Here is a 23,963-nt window from a genome sequence, read left to right on the forward strand (position 1 = left end):
AATGAATCAAGCTAAGGACGCGGCTTCACGCGGGCATACAGCCTTGGAGGATGCCCGCCCTAACATTGGAGAATTATCATGGCTGGAGAGATTCCTGATCTCGTAGCTCTGGAACGGACGGGGACAGGCAAGGGCGCCGCTCGTCAGGCACGCCGCGACGGCATGGTTCCGGGCATTGTTTTTGGTGGCGACAAAGAGCCGCTGCCGATCCAGATCCCGTTCAACGTCCTGTTCAAGCGCCTGAAAGCAGGTCGGTTCAAGTCGACCCTGTGGAACCTGAAGGTTGAAGGCCACGAAGACGTCCGCGTCATCTGCCGCGACGTTCAGCGGGACGTCGTCAAAGACCTGCCGACCCACCTGGACCTGATGCGCCTGCGCCGGACCACCAAGATCGCGCTGTTCATCCCGGTTGAGTTCATCAACGAAGAAGAAGCGCCCGGCATCAAGAAGGGCGGCGTTCTGACCGTTGTTCGTCCGGAAGTCGAACTGATGTGCACCGCCGGTGACATTCCTGACAAGATCACCGTTGATCTGACCGGTCTGAACATCAACGACGTTGTGACGATTTCGTCGGTTGATCTGCCGGGTGGCACCAAGCCGACCATCGACCGTGACTTCGTGATCGCGAACATTTCGGCTCCGACCGGTCTGTCGTCCAGCGACGATGAAGACGGCGAAGAGGGCGAAGTTGCAGCCGACGAAGTCGAAGTAATCGGCGCTGAAGAATAATTTCGGGACCTTTCAGTTCTGGATATGAAACGGGGTTCTTTCAGAGCCCCGTTTTTCTTTTGGCCGGGCGGGACTGGAAAGGCAGTGGCGAACCGTGCGATGAACCTGATACGTATTCAGGTATTGGCCCGCGACATGTAAGGACGAAATGATGAAGCTGTTTGTCGGCCTGGGGAATCCCGGTTCAAAATACGCTGGAAACCGTCACAACATCGGCTTCATGGCACTGGACCGTATCGCCGAGGATCACGGATTTGGTCCCTGGCGTTCAAAGTTTCAGGCCGAGGTCTGCGAAGGTCGTCTGGGCACGGACAAAGTTCTGCTGCTGAAACCGCAAACCTTCATGAACCGGTCCGGCCAGTCCGTTGGTGAAGCGATGCGGTTCTACAAGCTCGAGTCGGTTGACGTGACCGTCTTTCATGATGAACTGGATCTGGCCCCCGGAAAGGTGCGGGTCAAGGCCAGCGGTGGTCACGCGGGACATAACGGGCTGCGATCCATCCACGAACACATCAGCCCCGCCTATGACCGGGTTCGGCTGGGCATTGGCCATCCGGGGCGCAAGGAAATGGTCTCAGCCTATGTGCTTAGCGATTTTGCCAAGGCTGACGCCGACTGGCTCGAAGACGTCCTGCGGGGCGTTTCGGACGGGGCCCAATATCTTGCCGAAGGGGAAAGCGGGAAATTCATGAATACCGTCGCATTGCGGACGGCGCCTGCGCGGTCATCAAAGACACCGGAGAAGCCCACACCAAAAGCCGCGACCGACCCTGAGCCTATTCCGGCTCCGGATGACCGGTCACCGATGCAAAAGCTGTTGGACAAGTTTCGGTAAATCACCTGCTGCCGCAACGTTCGGATTGCGAAAGGTCCCGGACCTCTTTTCTATTGTGTTGATCAGGTGGAGGGGACGAATGAGAACTGTATTCAGATGGCTGTTGCGCATTGTTCTGGCGCTGGTTTTGGCGGCCGTCGTCGTTGGCCTGTGGAAACGGGAAGAGCTCGAGCGGCTTCTGGCGGTCAATTCCCTGTTCTCGGAAGAGCGGATCGTTCACAATTTCTCGCACATGAGCGACGCCTTTCTGACGGTCGATCTGCCGCGCGGGAGCGGCCCGACATGGGAACTGCCCTATGGACCGGGCTTTGATCTGCCTGAGGGAACCGATCAATGGATCGGGGAGCGCGCTGTGACATCCCTGCTGGTGATGCAGAAAGGCCAGATCCGGTTCGAAGAATACTATCTGGACACCGGCCCGGACGATCAGCGGATATCGTGGTCCGTCGCCAAAAGCTATCTGTCCGCCCTGTTCGGCATTCTGTTGGCCGAGGGGTCAATCGACTCGCTGGACGATCCTGTGGTGAAATATGCGCCCAAACTGGCCGGCAGCGCTTATGACGGTGCCACGATCCGCAATGTCCTGAACATGGCCAGCGGCGTGACATTTGACGAGGACTATCTGGATTACAACTCGGACATCAATCGGATGGGCCGTGTCGTGGCGCTGGGGGGGGAGTTGGACGACTTCGCCGCGTCCCTGAAGGACAGCTTTGCCGCGCCGGGTGACACCTGGCAATATGTATCAATCGACACGCATGTGATAGGTATGGTCATTCGCGGCGCGACCGGGCGCAGTGTTACCGAGCTGTTGACCGAAAGGATCATTCAGCCTTTGGGGCTGGAACGCGATGGGTACTACATCACGGATGGGGCCGGTGTCGCGTTTGTTCTTGGCGGGTTGAACTTTACAACCCGCGACTTTGCCCGGTTCGGACAGATGATACTGCAAGACGGTTCCCGAAGCGGCGAGCAGATTGTTCCCGCCGACTGGATTGCCGAGTCGACATGGCCAAGTGCCCCGACCGAAACCGGCAAGATCGGCTATGGATATCAATGGTGGATCCCCAAAAACGCGCATGAGGGCGAATTTCTGGCGCGCGGTGTCTATGGGCAATACATCTATTTCGATCGGCCGCGGGATGTCCTGATTGTCACCACCGGAGCCGATCGCAAATTCCGCGAACCCGGTGTCAGCGATCAGAATATAGAAATGTTCCGCAAGATCGCCCAAACCCTGTAGGATGCCTCTATGCAAAAACAGGACAGCATCAATGTGCTGGGGGGTGTCCTTGCCCCCTGTTCGCGTGATCCGCTGACCGGGTTCTTCCGGGACGGGGCCTGCAATACCTGCCCCGAAGACCAGGACAGCCATACGGTTTGTGCTGTTATGACAGCCGAATTCCTCGCCTATTCCAAATATGTCGGAAATGACCTGAGCACCCCACGCCCCGAATTCGATTTCGCCGGCCTCAAGCCCGGCGATAGCTGGTGTCTGTGTGCGGGTCGGTTCCTTCAGGCCCATGACGAGGGCTGCGCCCCGAGGGTTCATCTTGAGGCCACGCATCAACGCGCATTGGACATTGTGCCGCTGGACATCCTGCAGCAGCACAAAGTCGGGTCCTGACCCTTCGTCGGTCTTTAGAATCCGTTTCGGCTTATTTTTTAGAAAAAGAAGTCCCGGACGGATCCGGGACTTTAAGGAATGTGTCGGTCAGAAGTTGATCTGCCACGTCAGATCGACGCTGTAGCTTTCAAATCCGCTTTCGCCGATGCCGTCGTAAAACACACCTGCCGCAAGCAGGCTGTTGTTCTGCAACCTGTAATCAAGACCCAGATCGACCCTGCCGCGTGTGGTGTCCCCGATCGGGGCGACGCCCGGCACGGTGCCGGTGCCTGATGTGCTGCTCCAGACGCCGGACAGACCGCCCGTCAGAATCATGCTGCCACGTGCGACGGAGATCGGGTGGCTGAAATCCATTCCCAACTGAACGGTCGTCAGGCTGAAATCCTGGGCCGAAATCGGATTGCCCAGACTGTCCGTATAGGCCTCGGCATCATCGCTGACATAGCTCAGATCCAGAAGCGGCATCAGGGTCAGCGCCCCGCGCTGGATTTCGCCTGTGACCCGCGACTGCACCAGCCAGCGGTCACTGTCGAATTTGTCCGAGTATGTGCCCAGAGGCGAAACCTCATTGTCAGCTTTCCCGTAAAGCGCACGTCCTTCGAAATAGATCGGATGCTCGGGCAGTTTCGCCACGACATACGGGCCAACAAACCACCCGGTGCCGTCAATCTCGGACGCGCCGTTTTCGGTTTCGGCATAGTCCAACTGCAGCATCGCACCGACCAACAGGTTCTGATTAACCTGATGGTGCGCCCCGAGAACCGCCAAAGCATAGCTGCTGTCAAAGTCGTCCTGCGAACTCCAGTTGCCTGTAACGTTCAGCCAGATGGGCAAGGTCGGATCGCTGGCAAAGTTCAGAAACCCGGCGCCCTGAGATACGGACGCATCGAACGCTCCCGCGCCGGACTGTTGCAGAAACCGCGTCAGGTTGGGCTGGTTTGAGACTAGGCTGTTCGCGCGGGCATTCTGAAAGGCCTGAATCAAACGCTGCGTGTTTGTTGCGGGCTGCACGGTTGTAACAGTGTTCGACGCCAGATTGAGATTGCCTGCGGCGTCGGTGAAAACTCCGGCCGGAACGGAAAGCTCGATTGTACCGTTGTTCTGCGGGGTCAGCGTAGCAACGTAATCCACACCCGAACCGGTCATGGTCGCGGTTGCGTTCACCACCAAGAGATCACTGGCAACAAAGTCGGTGCTGGGTTCGCTGAGGGTGATTGTCGCGGTAAAGGTGCCGTTCCCGGTCGCAGTCAGCGCCCCGACCGAAGCCGTGGGCTGGGTCGTATCCACCAGCGTCCGGGTGCTGATGATCTGCGTGTTCGTCACACCCGACAGGGCCAGTTCGTATCTGTAAAGCGGCCCACCGGGCGCTTCCTGAGCCGTGAAAATGATCCCCATGTAACCGTCGGCGGCATATGTGCTGTCTGCGCCGTCCTGACTGAGAATGGTTGGGTTCAGCCAACCGAGGTTGGTCAATCCGGCCGGAGTGATGATCGGAGACGGCGTGATCCCGCCACCAAAGTAAATCGCACCGCCCGGTGCCTGGCCGCTGCCGCTGAGGGCGACAAATGCAGTCGTTGCGCCGGGGATGTTGGTAAACTGGACGGAACCGCCATTAGGTGACGCAATGGGTGTATTGAAGAAGGTAGCCCCACCAAAGGCCGCGCCTTCCTTACTGCTGCCGAACAGAACGACTGAAACCAAACAGACAAGGCCAAGCAGCCTGCGAAAAAAGGAGTTAACCATCCCAACCTCCAACAAACCCGATAGGGGCATAACACATGGATATGCGCCTTATGACATGCCATTCCGAACGCGCAACTGAGTTCTGACACCGTCCGGGGCACATTATGATTAGCAACCAGAAGTTGCGAATTGACAGTGAGTTTATTCAAATTCAAAACGCTGTACAGATTCACCAAATCTCAATTATTTCGCGTGTATCGAATTTGCCAGATGCGCCGAATCTGGCGCTTGCGGCGAGGGTCATCCGGCACCTATTTGACAAATAATTCTGAGGGTTGGAAGAAAAATCCTGGGAAAACACAGCAGCTTTCTAACCAGACCTTACAGGAGGGCTGTTTCGGCACTGCAAGCTAACCCGGTAAAAGCCAGACAATCCGCACCAAAGCGCTTCATTTTCCGCAATTGCGAGACAGTGAAAGCAGTATGGCGACCGGGGCAGGTCCAATGATTCTCGGACCCACCGCCGTGCAACATCTGTCTGGCTTACGCTGACGAAATCAGAGGCTTAGATTGCCTCGCGGCCTTCGGTATCGGACATGTCAAAGTTCAGGTATTTCGCAACCGTCTGAACATCCTTGTCGCCGCGTCCGCACATGTTCATGCAGATCAGGTGATCGTTGGGCAGTTCCGGGGCGATCTTCATCACATGGGCCAGTGCGTGGCTGGGTTCCAGCGCCGGGATGATGCCTTCGGTTGCGCAGCACAGCTGGAACGCTTCCAGCGCCTCCTTGTCCGTGATCGAGACATATTGCGCACGCCCTACCTCGTGCAGCCATGAATGTTCTGGCCCGATGCCTGGGTAGTCCAGACCAGCGGAAATGGAATAGCCTTCAAGAATCTGGCCGTCGTCATCCTGCAGCAGATAGGTTCGGTTGCCATGCAAAACGCCCGGACGACCACCGGTCAGCGAGGCGCAATGCTCCATCTTTTCGTTCACGCCTTTACCGCCCGCCTCGACGCCGATGATATTCACGGACTTGTCGTCGAGGAATGGGTAGAACAGGCCCATCGCGTTCGACCCACCACCGATGGCGGCGATGATCGTATCGGGCAGACGGCCTTCGGCCTTCATCATCTGTTCCTTGGCTTCCTTGCCGATGATCGACTGAAAATCGCGCACCATCGCCGGGTACGGGTGCGGACCAGCAACCGTTCCAATGCAGTAGAACGTATCGCGCACATTGGTCACCCAGTCGCGCAGCGCGTCGTTCATTGCATCTTTCAGTGTCCCGCGACCCGAAGTCACAGGGATCACCTCGGCCCCCAGCAGGCGCATGCGGAACACGTTCGGGGCCTGACGCTGCACGTCATGGGCCCCCATGTAGACCACGCACTTCAATCCGAACTTGGCGCAGACGGTGGCGGTGGCCACGCCGTGCTGCCCTGCCCCGGTTTCCGCGATGATCCGGGTCTTGCCCATGCGCCGCGCCAGAATGATCTGGCCCAGCACGTTGTTGATCTTATGCGCGCCGGTGTGGTTCAGCTCGTCACGCTTCAGGTATATCTTTGCACCACCCAGATGTTCGGTCAGGCGTTCCGCGAAGTACAGCGGCGACGGGCGGCCAACATAGTTGGCCCACAGATCGTCCATCTCGGCCCAGAAGGTCGCATCGTCCTTGGCCTTCTCATATTCCTCTTCCAGCGACAGGATCAGGGGCATCAGCGTTTCGCTGACGAACCGTCCGCCGAAGATGCCGAAACGGCCCTGTTCGTCGGGGCCGGACATGAAGGAATTGAAAAGATCGTTGGCCATGGATGTCTCCCTCGTCGTACCCGTTGTTCATAGGAGGTGGCGGCAGGATTTGCCATGGCAAAACGTATCATTCAGCCGCATGAACATGCTGAGACCAAACCCGCAGCGCCTGGTCTCTGCTTGGCACGGCAATACAGTTGAAATGATGGAACTCATGCACCTCCGCCAACCGGGAGGCCGCCTGCACAACGCGCCGATGCGGGCCGGACTGGGCGAATGTCAGCATGGCCTCGGCGTCGTGCCAGACGCTCAGCGAAAAATACAGGCCCTGATGTGGGAACAGTTCCACCCGCAGGCACAGCGGATCGTCACGGGCCTGCAAATAAGCCTGGCGCGCGCGCCAGAAAAACTCGGGCGCGTGATACCAGTTTCTCAGGGCAACTCCACCGATTGCGGCCAGCATCCATTCATACTCCTTAACAGGAGATACGCGATGGCGGCCCGATCAGATCACCGGGTGGCTTCGATAAAGGCGTTGATCAGGCCCGAATCCTTGATCCCCGGAGCACTTTCAACACCTGAGGCGACATCTACCTGCCGTGCTCCCGTCATCCGAATGGCCTCGGCCACGTTTTCCGGGTTCAAACCGCCGGCCAGCATCCATGGCTTACGCCAGTATTTGCGCCCAGCCAGCAACCGCCAGTCAAACGCCAGCCCGTTACCGCCCGGCAAGACCGCGTTCTTGGGGGCTTTGGCATCAATCAGAAGCTGGTCCGCGACGTCGCTGTAGATGTCGATGGCGGCCAGATCTTCGGCATCTGCCACACCGATGACCTTCATCACCGGCAAGCCGTAACGTTCCTTGACCTCGCGCACACGCTCGGCACTTTCGCTGCCGTGCAATTGCAACATATCGAAGGGCGCGGCCTGAGTGATACTGTCCAGCAAATCGTCAGAGGGGTTCACGACCAGGGCCACCTTGGCCACGCCAACCGGCACGTCAGCCATCAACGCAGCCGCCTGTTCGGGCGTGACATACCGGGGTGACTTGGGAAAGAAGTTGAACCCCAGGTATCGTGCACCAGCATCTACGGCCGCGCGCACCTGAGCCGGGGCGGTCAAGCCGCAGATTTTCACACTAATTTCAGTAGACATGCCGCTTAGCTGGCCTCGTCCAGCAGAGCCAGAACCTCATCCTGGCCTTGATTCTGCTTTTTCTTGAGCTTCTTGACCTCACGCTCAAGTTTGCGCACTTCGCCTTTGCTGGCCGTCGCGTCGCGGCGGTGCTTGTGTTCGCGCAGCCACTCCCAAAGAAAGCCTATGACCAGCCCGGCAACCACGCCCCCAAGAACAACTAGGAACAGCGGCAACGAGGTGCTGAGGTTGAAGCCAGCCAGCTCGGACAAGGCATCCGGCATAAGCTTGAGTTCAACCATTTCGCGATTGGCTAGCGAAATCGAGATCAGGGTGATCCCGAGGACCGCAAGAAAAGCATATCGAATGTAGCGCATCATAAAGTCAGGCTTTACCGTTCAAACGATCCCTTAGCAACTTGCCTGTCTTGAAAAACGGTACACATTTTTCCTCGACCTGCACGGTCTCACCGGTTCTGGGATTGCGGCCGACGCGCGCGTCCCGCTGCTTGACAGAAAAAGCGCCAAATCCGCGCAGTTCGACCCGGTCGCCACGGGCCATAGCATCGGTCACTTCCTCGAAAACGGTATTCACGATCCGTTCAACGTCACGCTGATAAAGATGCGGGTTCTCGTCGGCGATTTTCTGAATCAATTCTGAACGGATCATAGGCATTACCCTCCCAGGCGACCGGATTACCATGTCTATTGTTTTGGACAGTATAAGAAAAAACGCGGAACGGGGGAACGCAAACTCCGCGTGCCGAGGCATCATTTTGCCATATTCTCACGCAATTTTTTGCCTGCGAGCCTGATTCCGGGCTCCAAAGAACGCCTGTTGCCCGAGTTGGACCGGGAAATCAGAACATATTGATTCGCAACAAAAACGGCCCCGCACTGACGTGCGGGGCCGAAATTCGACTGCCTCGAACAGCCTGAGGTTTAGTCGCCGGATTTCAGCGCTGCACCCAGGATATCGCCCAGCGATGCGCCCGAGTCGGAGGAACCGTACTGTTCCACGGCCTCTTTCTCTTCGGCAATCTCGCGTGCTTTGATCGACAGGCCCAGACGGCGAGTCTTGCTGTCGACGTTGGTGACGCGGACGTCGACCTTGTCACCGGTCGAGAAACGCTCGGGGCGCTGCTCGGCACGGTCACGCGACAGGTCCGAACGACGGATGAACGACTTCATGCCTTCGTATTCGACCTCGATGCCGCCATCTTCGATCGCGGTGACTTCAACGGTGATGACCGAGCCACGCTTCACGCCGCCCACGGCTTCGGCGAACTTGTCACCGCCCAGGGCTTTGATCGACAGCGAAATACGCTCTTTTTCCACGTCAACTTCCGAGACAACGGCCGAAACCATGTCGCCTTTGCGGTAGTTCTGGATCGCATCCTCGCCACGCTCGTCCCAGGACAGGTCGCTGAGGTGAACCATTCCGTCGATGTCGCCTTCGAGGCCAATGAACAGACCGAATTCGGTGATGTTCTTGACTTCGCCTTCGACCTCGGTGCCCTCGGGGTGTGTTTCTGCAAACACTTCCCATGGGTTGCGCTGAGTCTGCTTCAGGCCCAGAGACACGCGACGCTTGGCGCCGTCGATTTCCAGAACCATGACGTCGACTTCCTGGCTGGTCGAAACGATCTTGCCCGGGTGGACGTTTTTCTTGGTCCAGGACATCTCGGACACGTGCACCAGACCTTCGACACCGGCTTCCAGCTCGACGAACGCGCCGTAGTCGGTGATGTTGGTGACGCGACCCTGATGGACCGAGCCCAGCGGGTACTTGGCAGCAACCAGATCCCACGGATCTTCCTGCAGCTGCTTCATGCCCAGGCTGATGCGGTGGGTCTCTTTGTTGATCTTGATGACCTGAACCTTGATGGTTTCGCCGATCGTCAGGATCTCGGACGGGTGGTTCACACGGCGCCATGCCATGTCGGTGACGTGCAGCAGGCCGTCAACGCCGCCCAGGTCAACAAATGCACCGTATTCGGTGATGTTCTTGACGACACCCTCGACGGTCTGACCTTCGGACAGGTTGCCGATGACTTCGGCACGCTGTTCGGCACGCGATTCTTCCAGGATAGCGCGGCGCGAAACAACGATGTTGCCACGGCGGCGGTCCATTTTCAGAATCTGGAACGGCTGCTTCAGACCCATCAGCGGGCCAGCGTCGCGCACGGGGCGGACGTCAACCTGCGAGCCGGGCAGGAACGCAACTGCGCCACCCAGATCGACGGTGAAGCCACCTTTGACGCGACCGAAGATTGCACCTTCGACGCGCTGGTCGTCGGCATATGCTTTTTCCAGACGGTCCCATGCCTCTTCACGGCGGGCCATCTCGCGCGAGATGACGGCTTCGCCACGGGCGTTTTCTGCGGCACGCAGGTATACTTCGACCTCGTCACCAACAGCGATTTCAGGAGCTTCGCCGGGATTTGCGAATTCTTTCAGATCAACGCGGCCTTCCATTTTGTAGCCGACGTCGATGATGGCCTGACCGGCTTCAATCGCCAGAATCTTGCCTTTGACAACAGAACCCTCTTCGGGTGTGTCCATTTCGAAGCTTTCATTAAGGAGGGCTTCGAATTCCTCCATGGATGCGTTAGCCATGTGGCGTTGTTTTCCTTTACATACGTTTTTACTGGCCGAGCGGTTGTCTCCGCCGGTCTTGTTTCATGACGTCTTCGGACGTGATCCGGGGCGCATCCGATTACACAAACACAAAGGGCCGAGGTGACCCGGCCCTGCTCAGATACGTCACCCGGACGTTGACCGCCCTTGTTCAGACAGCGCGCGTATAGGCGGATTTGCTGACCGGTGCAAGTGGAAAGCCCATATTTCCAAGGTAAATGGCCTATTGGGCGCGATCCTGCCGCCCCGGCTGATCGAATTTTGGCTTCCAGATCCGGGCGTCCCGCTTCAGCATTGCCCGTTCAATTGCATCCAGCCGGGATTTCGCCGCTTCCGGATTATGGGTTCCGCCTGCCCGAATCCAGATTCGTTTTGCGGAAGCCGGGCTCCACGGAAGGCAGGCGGCTGCAAGCCACTGACGCAATTCAGGCGGCAGCGCGTCGTAAGCCCGCATTGGTGAACCGCCTCTTATCCTGCGACGGAGACTGGTGTTTTGATTTCGCCGCCTGTGCCTGCCCCGGCTGACACCCCCAGAGGAAGTCGCGCCCATATTTCCGCCTTTGCTCAAAAACAAACCGATATGTTATGACATTACATTTCGTGCAGAAGGACACAACCGCGCAAATGACACCAAATCACTTTCCCGGAATGTCGCAATCAAACCTGCGACCAGGCCCGACCCGACGGTATGAAGTGAGGCGGAGGACCCCATGACTCAGCAAAATACGAATTTTCTTGTCATCATTTCGGACGAACATCGCAAGGATGCCATGGGTTGCGCAGGGCACCCGATAGTAAAAACTCCGCATCTGGATGCGCTGGCCGCACGGGGCACGATGTTCCGGGCCGCCTACACGCCGTCGCCAATGTGTGTCCCGACCCGCGCAGCGCTGGCCACAGGTGAATGGGTGCACCGCACCGGCAATTGGGACAGCGCCTCGCCCTACGCCGGAGAGCCTCGCAGTTGGATGCGGCAGCTGCGCGACGCCGGGCGCGAGGTGGTTTCCATCGGCAAACTTCATTTTCGGTCGGTCGACGATGACAATGGGTTTTCGCAAGAAATCATTCCAATGCACGTGGTCGGCGGCGTCGGATGGCCCGTCGGTCTGCTGCGGGAAAACCCACCGCCCTACGATTCAGCCGCTGAACTGGCAGGTGACGTGGGTGCTGGCAGCAGCACCTATACCGACTACGACAAGGCCATCTCAAATGCCACCGAGGCTTGGCTGGCGGATCCCAAGCGCCTGGAGCAGCCCTGGGCCGCCTTTGTTTCGCTGGTCAGCCCGCATTACCCGCTGACCTGCCCTGAGGAATGGTACAACCTTTACGACCCCGCCGACATGGACCTGCCGGTCGGTTACGGCGAAGGCCTGCCCAACCATGAAGAGCTGCGCAATATCGCCGCCTTCTTCAACTACGAGGACTATTTCGATGAACAGAAGATGCGCGAAGCAAAGGTTGCCTATTACGGCCTGACCTCGTTCATGGATCATTGCGTCGGCCGCGTGGTTGCCGCGCTGGATGCCAGCGGACAATTGGACAATACCGTTATCCTATATGTGTCGGACCATGGCGACATGATGGGGGATCAGGGTTTCTGGACCAAGATGGTCATGTACGAAGCCAGCGCCGGTGTGCCTATGATTGCTGCCGGTCCCGGTATTCCCGCAGACCGCACCGTTTCGACCTGCACAAACCTGACCGATATAGCCGCCACCGCCCGCGAGGTCTGTGGTGTTGCTGATGACGAAGGGAACGCCGGACAGCCCGGCCTGTCGCTGCGTACCATCGCCAATGCGCCCGACGACCCGGACCGCACCGGTTTCAGCGAGTACCATGATGGCGGTTCAAAAACCGGCAGTTTCATGGTGCGCTGGGGCCGCTGGAAATATGTCCACTACGTCGGTCAACCACCGCAGTTATTCGATCTGGAAACCGACCCGCACGAACTGGTGAACCGCGCGGTGGATCGGATAAACGAACCCGACGTTGCCGCCGCGTTGGCTGAGGGTGAGCGCCGCTTGCGCGAAATCTGCGATCCGGAGGAGATCAACGCCCGCGCTTTTGCCGACCAGCGCCGCAAGATCGAAGCGCTGGGAGGGGAAGACGCTTGCCGCACGGCCTTCGTCTTCAACCATACGCCGACGCCGACCGAACAGGACGAAATGCACGAGGGATCCGCGTTATAGCGTCAGATCACTTCGCTCGGCGGCTCCGACAATGGCGGTCCTCATATCATCCGAGTGACCGCAACAGGGGCAGAGTTTCGAAGCTCTGCCCCTGATAAGTTCTACCTACACCTCTTTCTGAGCGGCGGGGAACTTTAGAACAGCTGCAAATCCTTCGCGCCGCTTTGGATTTCCGCGAAATTGGGCATGTTGTGGATCACCGCCGGAGCCGGGACCGCACCCGGCATGGCCACTGTAGGTTTCACTGCGGCGGCCTTGCCAAAGGCTGGTCTCTCCAGTTCTCCCCGGATATCGCGTAGCAGCGTTTTGTGATCCGGCATCGTTTTGAGGATCTGCGCAAGGTGCCCCTTCGCGCCCTTCCACCACTGGAACCAAATCGGTCGGTTCAACGGTCGCAGCCGATCACGGATGCCCTCACCATAGCCCGTATCATAGACCTGCTTGCCCAAAAGAACCGTCTGATAGACCCGGTGGTCAAACAGCGTTGCAAACTCGACATCGTGCTGCATCGGAAGCCGGTGCTGCCACAATTCCAGGTTCTCGGCCAACCGATCCGGTACTTTCATCTCGGTGCGTGCATCGATCCAGTATTGGTCGTCCGTGCGGTTGCCCAGTTGGTAATGCAGACAGATGAATTCCAGAACTTCGCCATAAAGCTTATCCATCTGCCGGTTATATCTGGCGCGCAAGGACGGCTCCATGTCGCGTGTAGGCAGGTGTTCGGCGAACCAGCGCACTGCATGATCAATCATATGGATCGCGGTACTTTCCAAAGGCTCAATAAAACCACCGGAAAGACCGATCGCCACACAGTTCTTGACCCAGGCGTTGCGGACGCGACCGATGCGCATCGGGATCACCCGAGGAGTCGCCCCCTTGCCGCTGTCCCCCAGCCATTCGAGGTATTCATCCGCCGCCTGATCATCCGTGCGGTGTGCCGACGAGAACACATAACCGGTGCCCACACGGTTATAAAGCGGCACCCGCCATGTCCACCCGGCGCCCAATGCGGTAGACCGCGTAACGCTTTCGATCTTTTCCGGGTTGGGATGCTCGATCTGCAACGCCATGGCACGGTCGTTTGGCAGATAATCCGAATAGTCCATAAACGGCTCGCCAAGTGCCTTGTTTATGATCAACCCGCGAAAACCGGTGCAATCGACGACCATCTCGACATCATGGCGGCCTTTGCGGTCCAACATCAGGTGGCTGACATTGCCCTGTTCATCCAGCTCTACTGACTGCACTTCATCCTGGATATGCTCCACACCGCGCTTGGTGCAGACCTTGGTCAGCATGCCTGCGAACTTCACAGCATCCAGATGATACGCATAGCCAAAGCGCTGCTCAAATTCGGGCTGACCCAGTTGCCGTGCGCCTTTACACAATCGGGCCAGATCATCGTGTGGCGAGATTGATTGCGTAAAGTCCCGATCCCCGTTGCCAAAGCGCAGGAAATATTCGGCGGCCTCCAACCCTTCCAGCATCTGGCCATGGGCAAAAGGGTTCACGTAGTCGATGCGATTGCCCTTGGCGTCCTTGTTCCAGTTGCAGAATTTCACACCCAGCTTGAACGATGCGTTGGTCTCGCGGAAAAAATCCCGCTCTGAAATGCCTGCCTGCCGGAGCGTGACGGGCATGCGCGGAACCGTGGCCTCGCCAACACCGACGGTGGCGATATTCGGGCTTTCGATCAGGCAGATACGGGGGCGATCCTTGGGCGCTGACGTGCGTGAAAGCACCATTTCCAGAATCAAGGCGGTCATCCAACCAGCCGTACCACCACCTACGATGGTGATTTTACTCAAACGATTATTCATGTATTTCTGTCCCTGTTGGCTTGGGGGATTTTTTGGCTGCCTGCCCTTTTTTGTTTTTGGGCTTGTGTGGCAGCCTTCCCTTTTCGCTACGGGAAACTATAGCAGTTTTCCTGCTTTCAGCTAGAGCCTATGAAAATATGGCATTCAGACCCGTCCATGCGTCCGAAATCGCAACAGAAAACACTCATCGTTTTGCTCCCGGCACCACATGAAACCATGGCGCGCCAGTCGCCAGGGTGCTGTACATCGTCTTCAAAACGTGGGTCCCTGCGAAACAGGGCAGTATCAGGAAAAACCCCAGTTTCGGGCACGGATCAGATTTCCTCGCCCTTCTTCAAAAGCTCTTCGATCAGGGCGCGCTGCAGGTCGGTACTGTCGCCGCCTCCAAACTCTGCCGCACCACCGGTATAAAGGGTGCCGTAGGTCGCGGCGATGTTCACGGTCTGGGCCAGCCCCGAGATCAACTGGTCTTTTCTTAGCGATGACAATGGGTGGATGAACGCAGCCCACAAAGTACCATTGGCGATCGCGTAACGCGCATCCAGCGTACTGTCGAAATTGGCCTGCATCATGCGCCGCAGATCATCATCCGACAGCCCCTCGGCACTGCGGATCGGGACCATGGCGCGCATCCGGTCGGCATTAATGTCTGTCACCACCAACATCGGATAATCCGCAACCGTCATCTGAAATCCGGGGCCCTGCGGTTGCGCTTCTGGGTCAATCGCAAATACTATCTTGCCCAGACGCTCGTAATCCATTGCCGGCTCGGGCGCCTGCCCGTCCTGAGCCGCTAGTCCTCCGGCCAGAAAAATCAGCAATACGGCTAGTCGGATCATGGCACTTCTCCTGCAGACTATCCCTTCACAATAGAAAGCCACCTTCTCACTGGCCAAACAAAGCTTGGTGAGGAGTATTCCCGGCAAGCCCTATCTTTGAACGATCTGCAAAATCTGACGGCCTTCCTGCGATAGTTCGTACAAGAACAGGCGCCTATCTTTGTTTCAGCGGTTGGCGCACCAGCCGGCCCGAACCTGAACACGAAAGGAAATGCAATGAAAGATCTGGTCCTGACCACCCTGATCGCAACCCTGCCGCTGATCGCTGCCCCGGCCTTTGCCGCCGATGAAATCAACGTTTCGAACGGCATCTCGGCAGCGGGCGCACCTTTGGCGGCCCATGGCGTCGATTTGGTCGCGCTGGTCAATGACGGCAACCCGGTAGAGGGTTTTGCAACCCATTCCGCCACCTATGACGGGGCGTCGTACTACTTCACCAGCGCCGCGAACCGCGAAGCGTTCGAGGCCAACCCGGCCGCCTATCTGCCGCAGCATGGCGGATTCTGCTCGTATGGCGTGTCCGTGGGCAAGAAGTTCGACGGCGACCCGGATCAGTATCTGATGGCTGATGGAAAACTGTACCTGTTCCTGAACGCCGACACCCGCTCAGCGTTCCTGAAGGACGTCACCGCCACGGCAAAAACGGCTGACGACCAGTGGGCAAGCATCAAAAGCATTGCCGTCGGTGAACTGTAATCAGGCAGCCCGCGGCACTACGGTGTCGCGGGTCGTTTTTGTTTGATGACCTCTATGGCCTGTTCCAATGCAGCTTCGATACTCAGATCAGAGGTATCGAGCAGAGCCGCGTCATCTGCGGGCTTCATCGGCGCCGCGCTGCGTTCCGCATCCCGCGCGTCACGCTCCCGTACATCCGCTAGGACCTGATCGCGTGTGACACCAGCCCCTTTCGCGCTGAGTTCAAGATAGCGACGCTCTGCGCGCACCTCGGCACTGGCGGTGACGAACAGTTTCACTTCCGCCGCCGGACATATCACGGTTCCGATATCGCGACCGTCCAGCACGGCCCCCCCCGCCCGGCGGGCAAAGGTGCGCTGGAAATCCACCAACGCGGCGCGCACTTCGGGGATCACCGCAACTTTCGAGGCCGCCTGTGCAATCTCGGCCGTTCGCAGATCACCCTGAGCCAGTTCTTCAGCGGTCAACGCAAGCGCCGCCGCAACCGGGTCTGCACCTACCAGTGTGTGCCTGCCGACGGCACGATACAGCAGCCCCGTGTCCAGATGCGCAAAGCCGAAATGTTCAGCGACACCCTTGGAAATCGTGCCCTTACCCGCCGCCGCAGGACCGTCTATGGCGACCGTAAAGCTCATGTACGCTCGACCCTGGCCCCCAAGGCCGCCATCAGTGGTTCGAAAATCGGGAACGAAGTTGCAATCGGGCCGCCGTCATCGACAGATACCGATGATTTCGCACCCATGCCCAAGACCATAAAGGACATGGCAATGCGGTGGTCGAGAAAGCTCTCACATGTGCCGCCGCCTGGGACGTTACCGATGCCGAGGCCCTCGACCGACCACCAGTCGTCGCCCTCGTCCACTGTCACGCCATTGGCGCGCAGCCCGCGCGCCATGGCGTCGATGCGATCGCTTTCCTTGACGCGCAGTTCCTTGACGCCGCCCATCATCATGGTGCCGGTGGCATTGGCCGCTACCACAGACAGCACCGGGTATTCGTCGATCATCGAGGCCGCGCGTTCCGGTGGCACGTTGATGCCCTTCATGTTGGGTGAATATTTGGCGCGCAGATCAGCGACTGGTTCGCCGCCCTCTTCGCGCTCATTCTCATATGTCAGGTCTGCGCCCATCTCGCGCAACGTCGTGAACAGCCCCGCACGGGTCGGGTTCAGACCGATACCGGGAACCAGTACGTCAGAACCGGGCGTGATCAGCGCCGCACAAACCGGGAAGGCCGCGCTGGACGGATCCCGCGGAACGGCAATAACCTGCGGCTTCAACTCGGGGCGACCGGTCAGCGTGATCACCCGACCCTCATCCGTGTCCTCAACCGCAATCTCCGCTCCGAAACCGGCCAGCATCCGCTCGGAATGGTCGCGGGTGGCTTCTTTTTCGATAACCACGGTCTTGCCCGGTGCGTTCAGACCGGCCAGCAGGACGGCCGACTTGACCTGAGCCGAAGGGACGGGAACTTCGTAGCGAACCGGCACTGGCTCGGCCGCGCCCACGATTGTCATCGGCAGACGCCCGCCGGAACGACCGACAGATTGCGTGCCAAACAGCGCCAGCGGATCGGTGACCCGCGCCATGGGACGCTTGTTCAGGCTGGCGTCGCCAGTAAAGGTCGCGGTGATAGGCGACGTCGCCATCGCCCCCATGATCAGGCGCACTCCGGTGCCCGAGTTGCCACAGTCGATCACCTGATCGGGCTCGGCAAAGCCGCCAACCCCGACGCCATGCACGGTCCATTCGCCGCCGCCGTGATCCGTGACTTCGGCCCCAAAGGCCCGCATGGCCTTGGCGGTGTCCAGAACATCCTCGCCCTCCAGCAAACCCGAAATTCTCGTTTCGCCGACCGCCATCGCGCCCAGAATCAGCGACCGATGCGAGATCGACTTGTCGCCGGGCACCTCTGCCGTGCCGGTCAGCGGGCCGCAGGGATGCGACGTCATCGGGATGGGCGTTCCGTGTCCGGACATGGGGGCTCCTTTTGCGCTATCAGTGCTCAAGCCGATTAGCGAATTGGGGCCGGTTGGTCCAGCGGCAATGCGACCGCAAGATTGAACAGAATTTGGGGCATCAGCAGGTTTCAGGCTATTATGGCGACATTTAGGACGCATTCGTTTTGATTCACACAAATCACTCCGAGGTCTAATCATGTCACAGCTTCGATCCATGCTTTCCAAGGGAACCGAAACCTACTTTCAGCCCGAAGACCCCTTGAAGACCGACAGTGTTCTGCAGATGCGCCTGGCCTTTCTGGTCGGGTTGGTCGCCTTCGGCCTGCCAATAATTCTTGCCAGTGGCGCAATATTTGGCGGCAGCTGTTTTCGTGACAGCATCAGCCACTTTTATTACGCCCAGTTTCTGGGGGCGATTTTTGTCGGATTACTGATATTTATCGGTGGGTTTCTGATCGCTTATACCGGCGACCACTGGCTTGAGGATCTTGGGTCCTTTATTGCCGGGTTAGGTGCCTGCTTTGTTGCGGTATTCCCGACAAGCGGGTCTGGCTGCGAAGAACCGGTCAGCTTCCAGTCGCGTATTTTTGCCGATGTGAATCAAACACCGCCACCGGTCTTGTCTGACCCCGATCCCGAAGCATTTTTCACGCTGTTTTCCGGTGCCCCGCATTTGCATGCCTGGTCTGCCGGTATCTTGTTTATCTATCTGGGCCTTTATTGTCTGTTTGTTCTGCGCCGCGTGGTTCCCGAGCGTCACATCAAAAACGGTCAATTGATCGAGACAAAAATACGGCGGAACACGTTGTATACGTTGTGCGGCATCACGATCCTGTTGTGCGTTCTGGTGCTGGGAATTGTCGCGTTTTCCGGCGAAGGCGCCCAGAGAGGGTGGAAGTCCCACAATCTGACCTTCTTTGTGGAATCCATCGCGCTTTGGGCGTTCGGGCTGGCGTGGTTTGCCAAAGGCCGCGCCTTTCCCAACCTGCGGGACCCCGCGCCTTAGCGCTCAGGTTTTGCGGAACGTCAGGTAATGCGGCGTACGCCCCTCGCGCAGGGCTTTTTGTTCATACCGGGTGGAAATCCAGTCGTCCCATGGCGTACGCCAGTCCTGCGGGCGTTCCGCCAACCATGCTAAACCGGCGCGCGGAACTTCCTCGAGTGTCTGCCGCACATAGTCCGGAATGTCCGTCGCCACGCGAAAAATCGACCCCGGCTTGAGGGTGCGCGCCAAGGGTTCCAGATGTTCAGGCGTGACGAAGCGGCGGCGGTGGTGCCGGGTTTTCGGCCACGGGTCCGGGTAAAGCAGAAAGGCGCGCGAGATGCTTGCCTCGGGCAGCACGTCGAACAAATCACGCGCATCGCCGGGATGGATGGCGAGATTCTCAACTTCGGCCCGGCGAATCTTCCCCAGCAGCATGGCAACGCCGTTAATGTAGGGCTCGGCCCCGATGATGCCGACACCGGGGTTATTTTGGGCCTGATGAACCAGGTGTTCACCGCCGCCAAATCCGACTTCAAGCCAGACGTCCCGGCCGCCAAACAACGCCTGCAAGTCCAGAGGGTTCCGTTCGGGGTTGGTGTCCCAGTCAACCGCACCAGGTGACAATGCTGCGAGGTCTTCATTCAGATAGGTCTTTTGGCTGGGCTTCAGCGTCTTGCCCTTGAAGCGGCCATAGAAGTTTCTGCGCGGGCGTTGCGGGGTCTCGGTGCTCATGGCGGTGCCCATACTGCCCGTGCCCGGGCATTGCAAGGGGCAGAGGGCGGAGGACCAACCCCTACATCCCCGAGGTGTCTTTAAACAAAAAAGAACGCGCCCTGATGGGCGCGTCCTCGGTAATCTCCGGTCAGACCGCGGCTTTCAGCGCATCCACCAGGTCGGTGCGTTCCCAGCTGAAACCGCCATCCGCTTCCGGCTCGCGCCCGAAATGGCCGTAGGCCGCGGTGCGCTGGTAGATCGGTTTGTTCAGTTCCAGATGCGTCCGGATACCGCGTGGCGTCAGGTCCATGACCTGCCCGACGGCATTTTCGATCGCGGCATCCTCGATCTCGCCAGTGCCGTGAGTATCGGCATAGATAGACAGGGGTTTTGAAACACCGATCGCATAGCTCAACTGGATTGTGCAGCGCTCGGCCATTCCGGCGGCAACGACGTTTTTAGCCAGATAGCGCGCGGCATAGGCTGCCGAGCGGTCGACCTTGGTCGGATCTTTGCCCGAAAACGCCCCGCCCCCATGCGGCGCGGCGCCGCCATAGGTGTCCACGATAATCTTGCGACCCGTCAAACCCGCATCACCGTCCGGTCCACCGATGACGAATTTGCCCGTGGGGTTAACGTGCCATTCTGTGTCAGCCGACAACCAGCCTTCGGGAAGGGTTTCCCGGATGTAAGGTTCGACAATGGCGCGAATGTCATTCGAGGACAGCGCCTCGTCCAGGTGCTGTGTCGACAATACGATGGAACTGACGCCGACCGGCTGGCCGTCGCGATAAACCACAGACAGCTGTGATTTTGCATCCGGCCCAAGCGCAGGCTCGGTGCCATTTTTGCGAACCTCTGCAAGACGACGCAGGATCGCGTGCGAGTACTGGATGGGTGCTGGCATCAGCGCAGGCGTTTCGGTGGTGGCATAACCGAACATAATCCCCTGATCGCCGGCGCCTTCATCCTTGTTGCCCGAAGCATCCACGCCTTGTGCGATATGCGCGGATTGTTCGTGCAGCAGGTTGGTGACTTCGACCGTTTCGTGGTGAAACTTGTCCTGCTCGTACCCAATATCCTTTACGCAAGCGCGCGCGATCTCGTCGATACGGCCCATATATTCGTGCAACCGGTCCTGATCTGAAAGACCGACCTCGCCTCCGATTACCACGCGATTGGTCGTCGCGAATGTTTCGCAGGCGACACGCGCTTCGGGTTCTTCGTTCAGAAATGCATCAAGCACCGCATCGGAGATGCGGTCGCAGACCTTGTCCGGATGCCCTTCGGAAACAGACTCCGAAGTAAAGGTGTAGTTTTGTCGGGACATGAAAGTGCTCCATTATGATTTTCCCATCACGCCAGGAAGCCGTTGTGACAGGCATCAGGATGCATAAATCGCCCGGCCAGAAGGGTCAATCCGCATTTATGATCCGGCCCGCCTGGCAAACAGCCAGGACACCGAAAACATGGCCAATAAAGCCAAAAACACCGGACTATCCCCAATGCGCGAATAAAAAGTTTTCGTCAGGGGGGCCGGAAGCTGTGCATCCACGTAGCCTGCCTGCCCTAAGGGCAATGCGCTTGTGATGCGCCCCAGCGGGTCAATCATGGCCGATATTCCGGTGTTGGCCGATCGCATCATCGGCAGACCCATCTCAATCGCGCGCATCTGGGCCTGCGCCAGATGCTGGTAGGGGCCGGATCGTGTTCCGAACCACGCATCGTTGGTGATTTGCAACAGGTAGTCCGAGCGCCCGGGGGCCGACAGGACGTCCTGGGTAAACACCGCCTCGTAACAGATAAGCGGCAAAGCCTGGCCGAGCATGCCCGTATCCATCAGGGCTGGCCCGGGTCCGGAACTGAACCCGTTGCCCGTAGTCGTGGCCATGCCGTAAATTCCGAAACGAGCCATCAGATTCCCGAATGGCACATATTCCCCGAATGGCGCAAGGTGATGCTTGTCATACAGCCCCTGCTGCTGGCCATCCTGATCCAGCAAGATCATGGAATTGTAGATACGGGCACCATCACTGCGCTGGATACCCAGAACAACCGGGACACCCTGGGCGGCATCTGCGACGGCGTTCAGATAAGGTTGTGCCCCGCTCAGCCACGCCGGTACGGATGTTTCGGGCCAGACAATCAGATCGGGGCGCGGTTCAGCGGCGGTAAATTCTACCTGCCGCGCAAAAAACAACGGCGTGAAATCCGGGTCCCATTTTTGGTGTTGCGGTGCATTGGGCTGCACCAAACGCACGACATATTCGGTGTCAGTCACATTGGGCCTGCTGAGCGCATATACCCCGGCCAGAATCGCAAGCCCCGCCGTCATCGCGATTGGCACTGCCAGGTCCCCGGTGTCTTCGCGCTTGGCCAGGCCCGCGCCCAAAGGCAGGGTGGCAAAAAGAGTCATCGCGCCCAAGCCGTAAGGCCCGATCAGCGACAGCAGTTGCGCCACGGGTGTACCGACCCAGATCTGCGCCAGCCCTGCCCAGGGAAAACCTGTGAGCACATATCCGCGTGCCAGTTCCACCAATGAAATTGCGGTCGCCAGCAAACACGTCTGCAGAATCGCCGGAGCGCCGGGGTGCCGCGAGACACGAAACGCCAAAGCCCAGAACAACGCCAGCCCGCCGGCCAGGAATACCAGCGCAAAGGGCGCCATCCAGGCGTGGCGCGCGGCGTCAACCTGAAACGGCTCGACAATCCAGGACAGCGCGTGCGCGAAATAGCCGGTGCCAAAGGCCCATCCCATCCAACAGGCGCGCGCCTTTGTTTCTGTTGTCAGAAACAAAGGCGCGATCAATATCAGGGCAACCAGAGTTGCCAGCCAATATCCGAACGGCGCCAGGCCAAACGCGGCCAGCGCCCCAAGCAACCCGGCCAGCACCACCCTCAAAAGGAAGGGCCAGCCTTTGGCAGGGTTCATGCAACCTGATCCGGCAACATGACACGCAAACGCTTGATGCGCCGGGGATCGGCGTCGATGACTTCGAATTCGGGGCCTTCGGGGTGCAGTACGACCTCTCCCCTCGTCGGTACACGCCCGGACAACATGAAGACCAGACCACCCAGCGTATCGATCTCTTCTTCATCGACATCTTCGTGGCTGGTCAGCGAGCGTCCGATTTCGGCCTCGAAATCCTCAAGCGGGACTTTGGCCTGAACGACATAGCAGCCGGGCTTCTCCTGAACCCACAACTGGCTTTCATCGGCATCATGTTCGTCGGCGATCTCACCCACAACCTGTTCGATCAGGTCTTCGATGGTCAGCAGGCCATCAACCCCACCGTATTCGTCGATCACCAGCGCCATATGGCGTCTTTCTGTCTGCATCTTTGTCAGCAGAACACCGATCGGCATCGATGGCGGCACAAAAAGAAGCGTGCGCAGCATCGAAACAAGGTCAAATTCAGCCGATCCGCCATTGAACCCGTGGGTCAGAGCAAAATCCTTGAGGTGCACAAACCCCAAGGGCGTGTCCAGGGTCCCGTCGTAAACCGGTATCCGTGACAATCCGCTGTCACGAAACAGCTGCGCCAGTTCATCCTTGCTGATCGTTGACGGGACCGCGACGATATCCGCAGACGGGATTGCAACATCCTCGACCCGCATACGGCGAAGGTTGATCATGCCGCGGGGCTGAATCATGTCGGTGTCATGTCCGTTGGCCACGCTAGCGGTGTCGTCACTCTGCGATGTAAATGCATCAACGATCCGGGAAAAAAGTCCGGATTTATCTTTACTTTCAATGTTGCCATCCTCTGGTTGCGCGCTTTGCGCCGCCATAGAACTGCCGTCTGTATCGCCCATTATCCTGTTCCAACTGTGCGGGCCCGAGGCCCCATTCATACATTATATGGGTCATCAATACCCATTTTGCCAAGTATCTCGACCTCGACCGCCTCCATCAAAGTGGCGTCAGGGTCACGAATGTGATCATACCCCAGCAAATGCAACACACCGTGAACGATCAGATGTGTCACGTGATCGCCCATGGATTTGCCCGCCTCTGCGGCCTCGCGCTCGCAGGTCTCGAAGGCTATGGCGATATCCCCCAGCACGATCTCACCCGTGAAGTCCGGACTTGGTTGTGCGGGGATTCCGCCTGGGTCCGCCGGTGAAAGATCCTCGGCGGGCCAGCTCAGCACGTTTGTCGGCACCGGCTTTCCCCGAAATTCCGAATTCAGATCGGCAATTCGGGCGTCATCACATCCCAGCAGGCTGATTTCACACTCATCGGACTCAAGCCCGCAATGGGTCAGAGCGCCAATGATCGCCCTTTGGGCCAAAGGCTCCAGCCCTGACCAGCGTGCGTCTTCGACCGTTATTTCCAGGTTCATGCCTTTCACCCAAT

24 protein-coding genes and 1 riboswitch are annotated in these 23,963 nt (G+C 58.5%); of the genes, 7 read left to right on the top strand and 17 right to left on the bottom strand.

Translation table 11 applies throughout. The annotated features are described in order from the left end of the window. Positions 1–78 precede the first annotated feature (78 nt). The 4 genes from ACR0JW_RS08695 (at position 79) to ACR0JW_RS08710 (ending at position 3,191) form a co-directional block, all read left to right on the top strand. Positions 79–729, top strand: a complete 651-nt coding sequence (locus ACR0JW_RS08695; RefSeq protein WP_170678264.1) for a 50S ribosomal protein L25/general stress protein Ctc — start codon at positions 79–81, stop codon at positions 727–729. 151 nt (positions 730–880) lie between these two features. Beyond that, positions 881–1,564, top strand: a complete 684-nt coding sequence (gene pth / locus ACR0JW_RS08700) for an aminoacyl-tRNA hydrolase (protein ID WP_480713812.1) — start codon at positions 881–883, stop codon at positions 1,562–1,564. Positions 1,565–1,643: 79 nt separating this feature from the next. After that, positions 1,644–2,807: a serine hydrolase domain-containing protein gene (locus ACR0JW_RS08705; RefSeq protein ID WP_170825113.1), complete on the top strand. Its 1,164-nt coding sequence runs from the start codon at positions 1,644–1,646 to the stop codon at positions 2,805–2,807. Between the two features lie 9 nt (positions 2,808–2,816). Continuing rightward, on the top strand, positions 2,817–3,191 hold the full coding sequence (locus ACR0JW_RS08710) for a DUF2237 family protein (protein ID WP_480713813.1): 375 nt from the start codon (positions 2,817–2,819) through the stop codon (positions 3,189–3,191). A gap of 87 nt (positions 3,192–3,278) precedes the next feature. Here ACR0JW_RS08710 and ACR0JW_RS08715 read toward each other — a convergent pair whose 3' ends face one another. The 8 genes from ACR0JW_RS08715 to ACR0JW_RS08750 form a co-directional block, all read right to left on the bottom strand. Next, complete coding sequence (locus tag ACR0JW_RS08715; RefSeq protein WP_170678270.1) at positions 3,279–4,934, bottom strand: Ig-like domain-containing protein; 1,656 nt, start codon at positions 4,932–4,934, stop codon at positions 3,279–3,281. 505 nt (positions 4,935–5,439) lie between these two features. Then, positions 5,440–6,687 carry a tryptophan synthase subunit beta gene (trpB, locus tag ACR0JW_RS08720; protein WP_170613418.1) on the bottom strand — a complete coding sequence of 416 codons (1,248 nt, stop codon included), beginning with the start codon at positions 6,685–6,687 and terminating at the stop codon, positions 5,440–5,442. A 67-nt stretch (positions 6,688–6,754) separates the two neighbouring features. Further along, positions 6,755–7,090, bottom strand: a complete 336-nt coding sequence (locus tag ACR0JW_RS08725) for a hypothetical protein (protein ID WP_170678272.1) — start codon at positions 7,088–7,090, stop codon at positions 6,755–6,757. 47 nt (positions 7,091–7,137) lie between these two features. Continuing rightward, positions 7,138–7,782: a phosphoribosylanthranilate isomerase gene (locus tag ACR0JW_RS08730; RefSeq protein ID WP_170613421.1), complete on the bottom strand. Its 645-nt coding sequence runs from the start codon at positions 7,780–7,782 to the stop codon at positions 7,138–7,140. Between the two features lie 5 nt (positions 7,783–7,787). Beyond that, positions 7,788–8,138 carry a LapA family protein gene (locus ACR0JW_RS08735; RefSeq protein ID WP_170613423.1) on the bottom strand — a complete coding sequence of 117 codons (351 nt, stop codon included), beginning with the start codon at positions 8,136–8,138 and terminating at the stop codon, positions 7,788–7,790. 7 nt (positions 8,139–8,145) lie between these two features. Next, positions 8,146–8,430, bottom strand: coding sequence for an integration host factor subunit beta (gene ihfB / locus ACR0JW_RS08740; protein WP_037310872.1), 285 nt, complete (start codon positions 8,428–8,430; stop codon positions 8,146–8,148). Between the two features lie 272 nt (positions 8,431–8,702). Then, complete coding sequence (gene rpsA, locus ACR0JW_RS08745) at positions 8,703–10,379, bottom strand: 30S ribosomal protein S1 (RefSeq protein ID WP_170613425.1); 1,677 nt, start codon at positions 10,377–10,379, stop codon at positions 8,703–8,705. A 244-nt stretch (positions 10,380–10,623) separates the two neighbouring features. After that, positions 10,624–10,950, bottom strand: coding sequence for a DUF6525 family protein (locus ACR0JW_RS08750; RefSeq protein ID WP_480713814.1), 327 nt, complete (start codon positions 10,948–10,950; stop codon positions 10,624–10,626). Between the two features lie 160 nt (positions 10,951–11,110). On the opposite strand from ACR0JW_RS08750, the gene ACR0JW_RS08755 reads away from it, so the two are divergent. Next, positions 11,111–12,589, top strand: coding sequence for a sulfatase family protein (locus ACR0JW_RS08755; RefSeq protein WP_170825111.1), 1,479 nt, complete (start codon positions 11,111–11,113; stop codon positions 12,587–12,589). Between the two features lie 134 nt (positions 12,590–12,723). Here the strand turns inward: ACR0JW_RS08755 and ACR0JW_RS08760 are convergent, their stop codons facing one another. Then, positions 12,724–14,409, bottom strand: a complete 1,686-nt coding sequence (locus tag ACR0JW_RS08760) for a tryptophan halogenase family protein (protein ID WP_170678278.1) — start codon at positions 14,407–14,409, stop codon at positions 12,724–12,726. A gap of 314 nt (positions 14,410–14,723) precedes the next feature. Further along, positions 14,724–15,248 carry a hypothetical protein gene (locus ACR0JW_RS08765; RefSeq protein WP_170678280.1) on the bottom strand — a complete coding sequence of 175 codons (525 nt, stop codon included), beginning with the start codon at positions 15,246–15,248 and terminating at the stop codon, positions 14,724–14,726. Between the two features lie 216 nt (positions 15,249–15,464). Here ACR0JW_RS08765 and ACR0JW_RS08770 point away from each other — a divergent pair, with 216 nt between their 5' ends. Then, entirely contained in the window at positions 15,465–15,944 is a 480-nt protein-coding gene (locus ACR0JW_RS08770) for a YHS domain-containing (seleno)protein (RefSeq protein ID WP_170678282.1), read from the top strand. Positions 15,945–15,961: 17 nt separating this feature from the next. Here ACR0JW_RS08770 and ACR0JW_RS08775 read toward each other — a convergent pair whose 3' ends face one another. After that, positions 15,962–16,579, bottom strand: coding sequence for a cytidylate kinase (locus ACR0JW_RS08775; protein WP_170678284.1), 618 nt, complete (start codon positions 16,577–16,579; stop codon positions 15,962–15,964). After that, entirely contained in the window at positions 16,576–17,922 is a 1,347-nt protein-coding gene (gene aroA, locus ACR0JW_RS08780; protein ID WP_170678286.1) for a 3-phosphoshikimate 1-carboxyvinyltransferase, read from the bottom strand. Before aroA ends, ACR0JW_RS08775 begins: the two co-directional genes overlap by 4 nt. 178 nt (positions 17,923–18,100) lie before the next feature. On the opposite strand from aroA, the gene ACR0JW_RS08785 reads away from it, so the two are divergent. Further along, positions 18,101–18,910 carry a hypothetical protein gene (locus tag ACR0JW_RS08785; RefSeq protein WP_170678288.1) on the top strand — a complete coding sequence of 270 codons (810 nt, stop codon included), beginning with the start codon at positions 18,101–18,103 and terminating at the stop codon, positions 18,908–18,910. Positions 18,911–18,913: 3 nt separating this feature from the next. On the opposite strand, the gene trmB is transcribed toward ACR0JW_RS08785, so the two are convergent. The 5 genes from trmB to ybeY form a co-directional block, all read right to left on the bottom strand. Next, the gene (gene trmB, locus ACR0JW_RS08790) at positions 18,914–19,621 is read right to left on the bottom strand and encodes a tRNA (guanine(46)-N(7))-methyltransferase TrmB (protein WP_170678290.1); all 708 of its coding nucleotides are present in this window, start codon (positions 19,619–19,621) and stop codon (positions 18,914–18,916) included. A gap of 130 nt (positions 19,622–19,751) precedes the next feature. After that, positions 19,752–20,933, bottom strand: coding sequence for a methionine adenosyltransferase (metK, locus tag ACR0JW_RS08795; protein ID WP_170678292.1), 1,182 nt, complete (start codon positions 20,931–20,933; stop codon positions 19,752–19,754). 5 nt (positions 20,934–20,938) lie between these two features. Further along, a riboswitch (SAM-SAH riboswitch) is annotated at positions 20,939–20,987 on the bottom strand. Positions 20,988–21,029: 42 nt separating this feature from the next. Continuing rightward, complete coding sequence (lnt, locus tag ACR0JW_RS08800; protein ID WP_170678294.1) at positions 21,030–22,535, bottom strand: apolipoprotein N-acyltransferase; 1,506 nt, start codon at positions 22,533–22,535, stop codon at positions 21,030–21,032. Further along, positions 22,532–23,419, bottom strand: a complete 888-nt coding sequence (locus ACR0JW_RS08805) for a hemolysin family protein (protein WP_170613450.1) — start codon at positions 23,417–23,419, stop codon at positions 22,532–22,534. The genes lnt and ACR0JW_RS08805 overlap by 4 nt, the downstream gene beginning before the upstream one ends. Before the next feature lie 35 nt (positions 23,420–23,454). After that, positions 23,455–23,949 carry an rRNA maturation RNase YbeY gene (gene ybeY, locus ACR0JW_RS08810; RefSeq protein ID WP_170678303.1) on the bottom strand — a complete coding sequence of 165 codons (495 nt, stop codon included), beginning with the start codon at positions 23,947–23,949 and terminating at the stop codon, positions 23,455–23,457. Positions 23,950–23,963 lie beyond the last annotated feature (14 nt).

The organism is Ruegeria sp. BG6 (assembly GCF_056538465.1).

Excerpts from the sequence above, each read along its gene's own strand:
- ACR0JW_RS08695 (WP_170678264.1), top strand. The coding sequence starts at position 79 with ATGGCTGGAGAGATTCCTGATCTCGTAGCTCTGGAACGGACGGGGACA.
- pth (WP_480713812.1), top strand. The coding sequence starts at position 881 with ATGAAGCTGTTTGTCGGCCTGGGGAATCCCGGTTCAAAATACGCTGGA.
- ACR0JW_RS08705 (WP_170825113.1), top strand. The coding sequence starts at position 1,644 with ATGAGAACTGTATTCAGATGGCTGTTGCGCATTGTTCTGGCGCTGGTT.
- ACR0JW_RS08710 (WP_480713813.1), top strand. The coding sequence starts at position 2,817 with ATGCAAAAACAGGACAGCATCAATGTGCTGGGGGGTGTCCTTGCCCCC.
- ACR0JW_RS08715 (WP_170678270.1), bottom strand. The coding sequence starts at position 4,934 with ATGGTTAACTCCTTTTTTCGCAGGCTGCTTGGCCTTGTCTGTTTGGTT.
- trpB (WP_170613418.1), bottom strand. The coding sequence starts at position 6,687 with ATGGCCAACGATCTTTTCAATTCCTTCATGTCCGGCCCCGACGAACAG.
- ACR0JW_RS08725 (WP_170678272.1), bottom strand. The coding sequence starts at position 7,090 with ATGCTGGCCGCAATCGGTGGAGTTGCCCTGAGAAACTGGTATCACGCG.
- ACR0JW_RS08730 (WP_170613421.1), bottom strand. The coding sequence starts at position 7,782 with ATGTCTACTGAAATTAGTGTGAAAATCTGCGGCTTGACCGCCCCGGCT.
- ACR0JW_RS08735 (WP_170613423.1), bottom strand. The coding sequence starts at position 8,138 with ATGCGCTACATTCGATATGCTTTTCTTGCGGTCCTCGGGATCACCCTG.
- ihfB (WP_037310872.1), bottom strand. The coding sequence starts at position 8,430 with ATGATCCGTTCAGAATTGATTCAGAAAATCGCCGACGAGAACCCGCAT.
- rpsA (WP_170613425.1), bottom strand. The coding sequence starts at position 10,379 with ATGGCTAACGCATCCATGGAGGAATTCGAAGCCCTCCTTAATGAAAGC.
- ACR0JW_RS08750 (WP_480713814.1), bottom strand. The coding sequence starts at position 10,950 with ATGGGCGCGACTTCCTCTGGGGGTGTCAGCCGGGGCAGGCACAGGCGG.
- ACR0JW_RS08755 (WP_170825111.1), top strand. The coding sequence starts at position 11,111 with ATGACTCAGCAAAATACGAATTTTCTTGTCATCATTTCGGACGAACAT.
- ACR0JW_RS08760 (WP_170678278.1), bottom strand. The coding sequence starts at position 14,409 with ATGAATAATCGTTTGAGTAAAATCACCATCGTAGGTGGTGGTACGGCT.
- ACR0JW_RS08765 (WP_170678280.1), bottom strand. The coding sequence starts at position 15,248 with ATGATCCGACTAGCCGTATTGCTGATTTTTCTGGCCGGAGGACTAGCG.
- ACR0JW_RS08770 (WP_170678282.1), top strand. The coding sequence starts at position 15,465 with ATGAAAGATCTGGTCCTGACCACCCTGATCGCAACCCTGCCGCTGATC.
- ACR0JW_RS08775 (WP_170678284.1), bottom strand. The coding sequence starts at position 16,579 with ATGAGCTTTACGGTCGCCATAGACGGTCCTGCGGCGGCGGGTAAGGGC.
- aroA (WP_170678286.1), bottom strand. The coding sequence starts at position 17,922 with ATGTCCGGACACGGAACGCCCATCCCGATGACGTCGCATCCCTGCGGC.
- ACR0JW_RS08785 (WP_170678288.1), top strand. The coding sequence starts at position 18,101 with ATGTCACAGCTTCGATCCATGCTTTCCAAGGGAACCGAAACCTACTTT.
- trmB (WP_170678290.1), bottom strand. The coding sequence starts at position 19,621 with ATGAGCACCGAGACCCCGCAACGCCCGCGCAGAAACTTCTATGGCCGC.
- metK (WP_170678292.1), bottom strand. The coding sequence starts at position 20,933 with ATGTCCCGACAAAACTACACCTTTACTTCGGAGTCTGTTTCCGAAGGG.
- lnt (WP_170678294.1), bottom strand. The coding sequence starts at position 22,535 with ATGAACCCTGCCAAAGGCTGGCCCTTCCTTTTGAGGGTGGTGCTGGCC.
- ACR0JW_RS08805 (WP_170613450.1), bottom strand. The coding sequence starts at position 23,419 with ATGGGCGATACAGACGGCAGTTCTATGGCGGCGCAAAGCGCGCAACCA.
- ybeY (WP_170678303.1), bottom strand. The coding sequence starts at position 23,949 with ATGAACCTGGAAATAACGGTCGAAGACGCACGCTGGTCAGGGCTGGAG.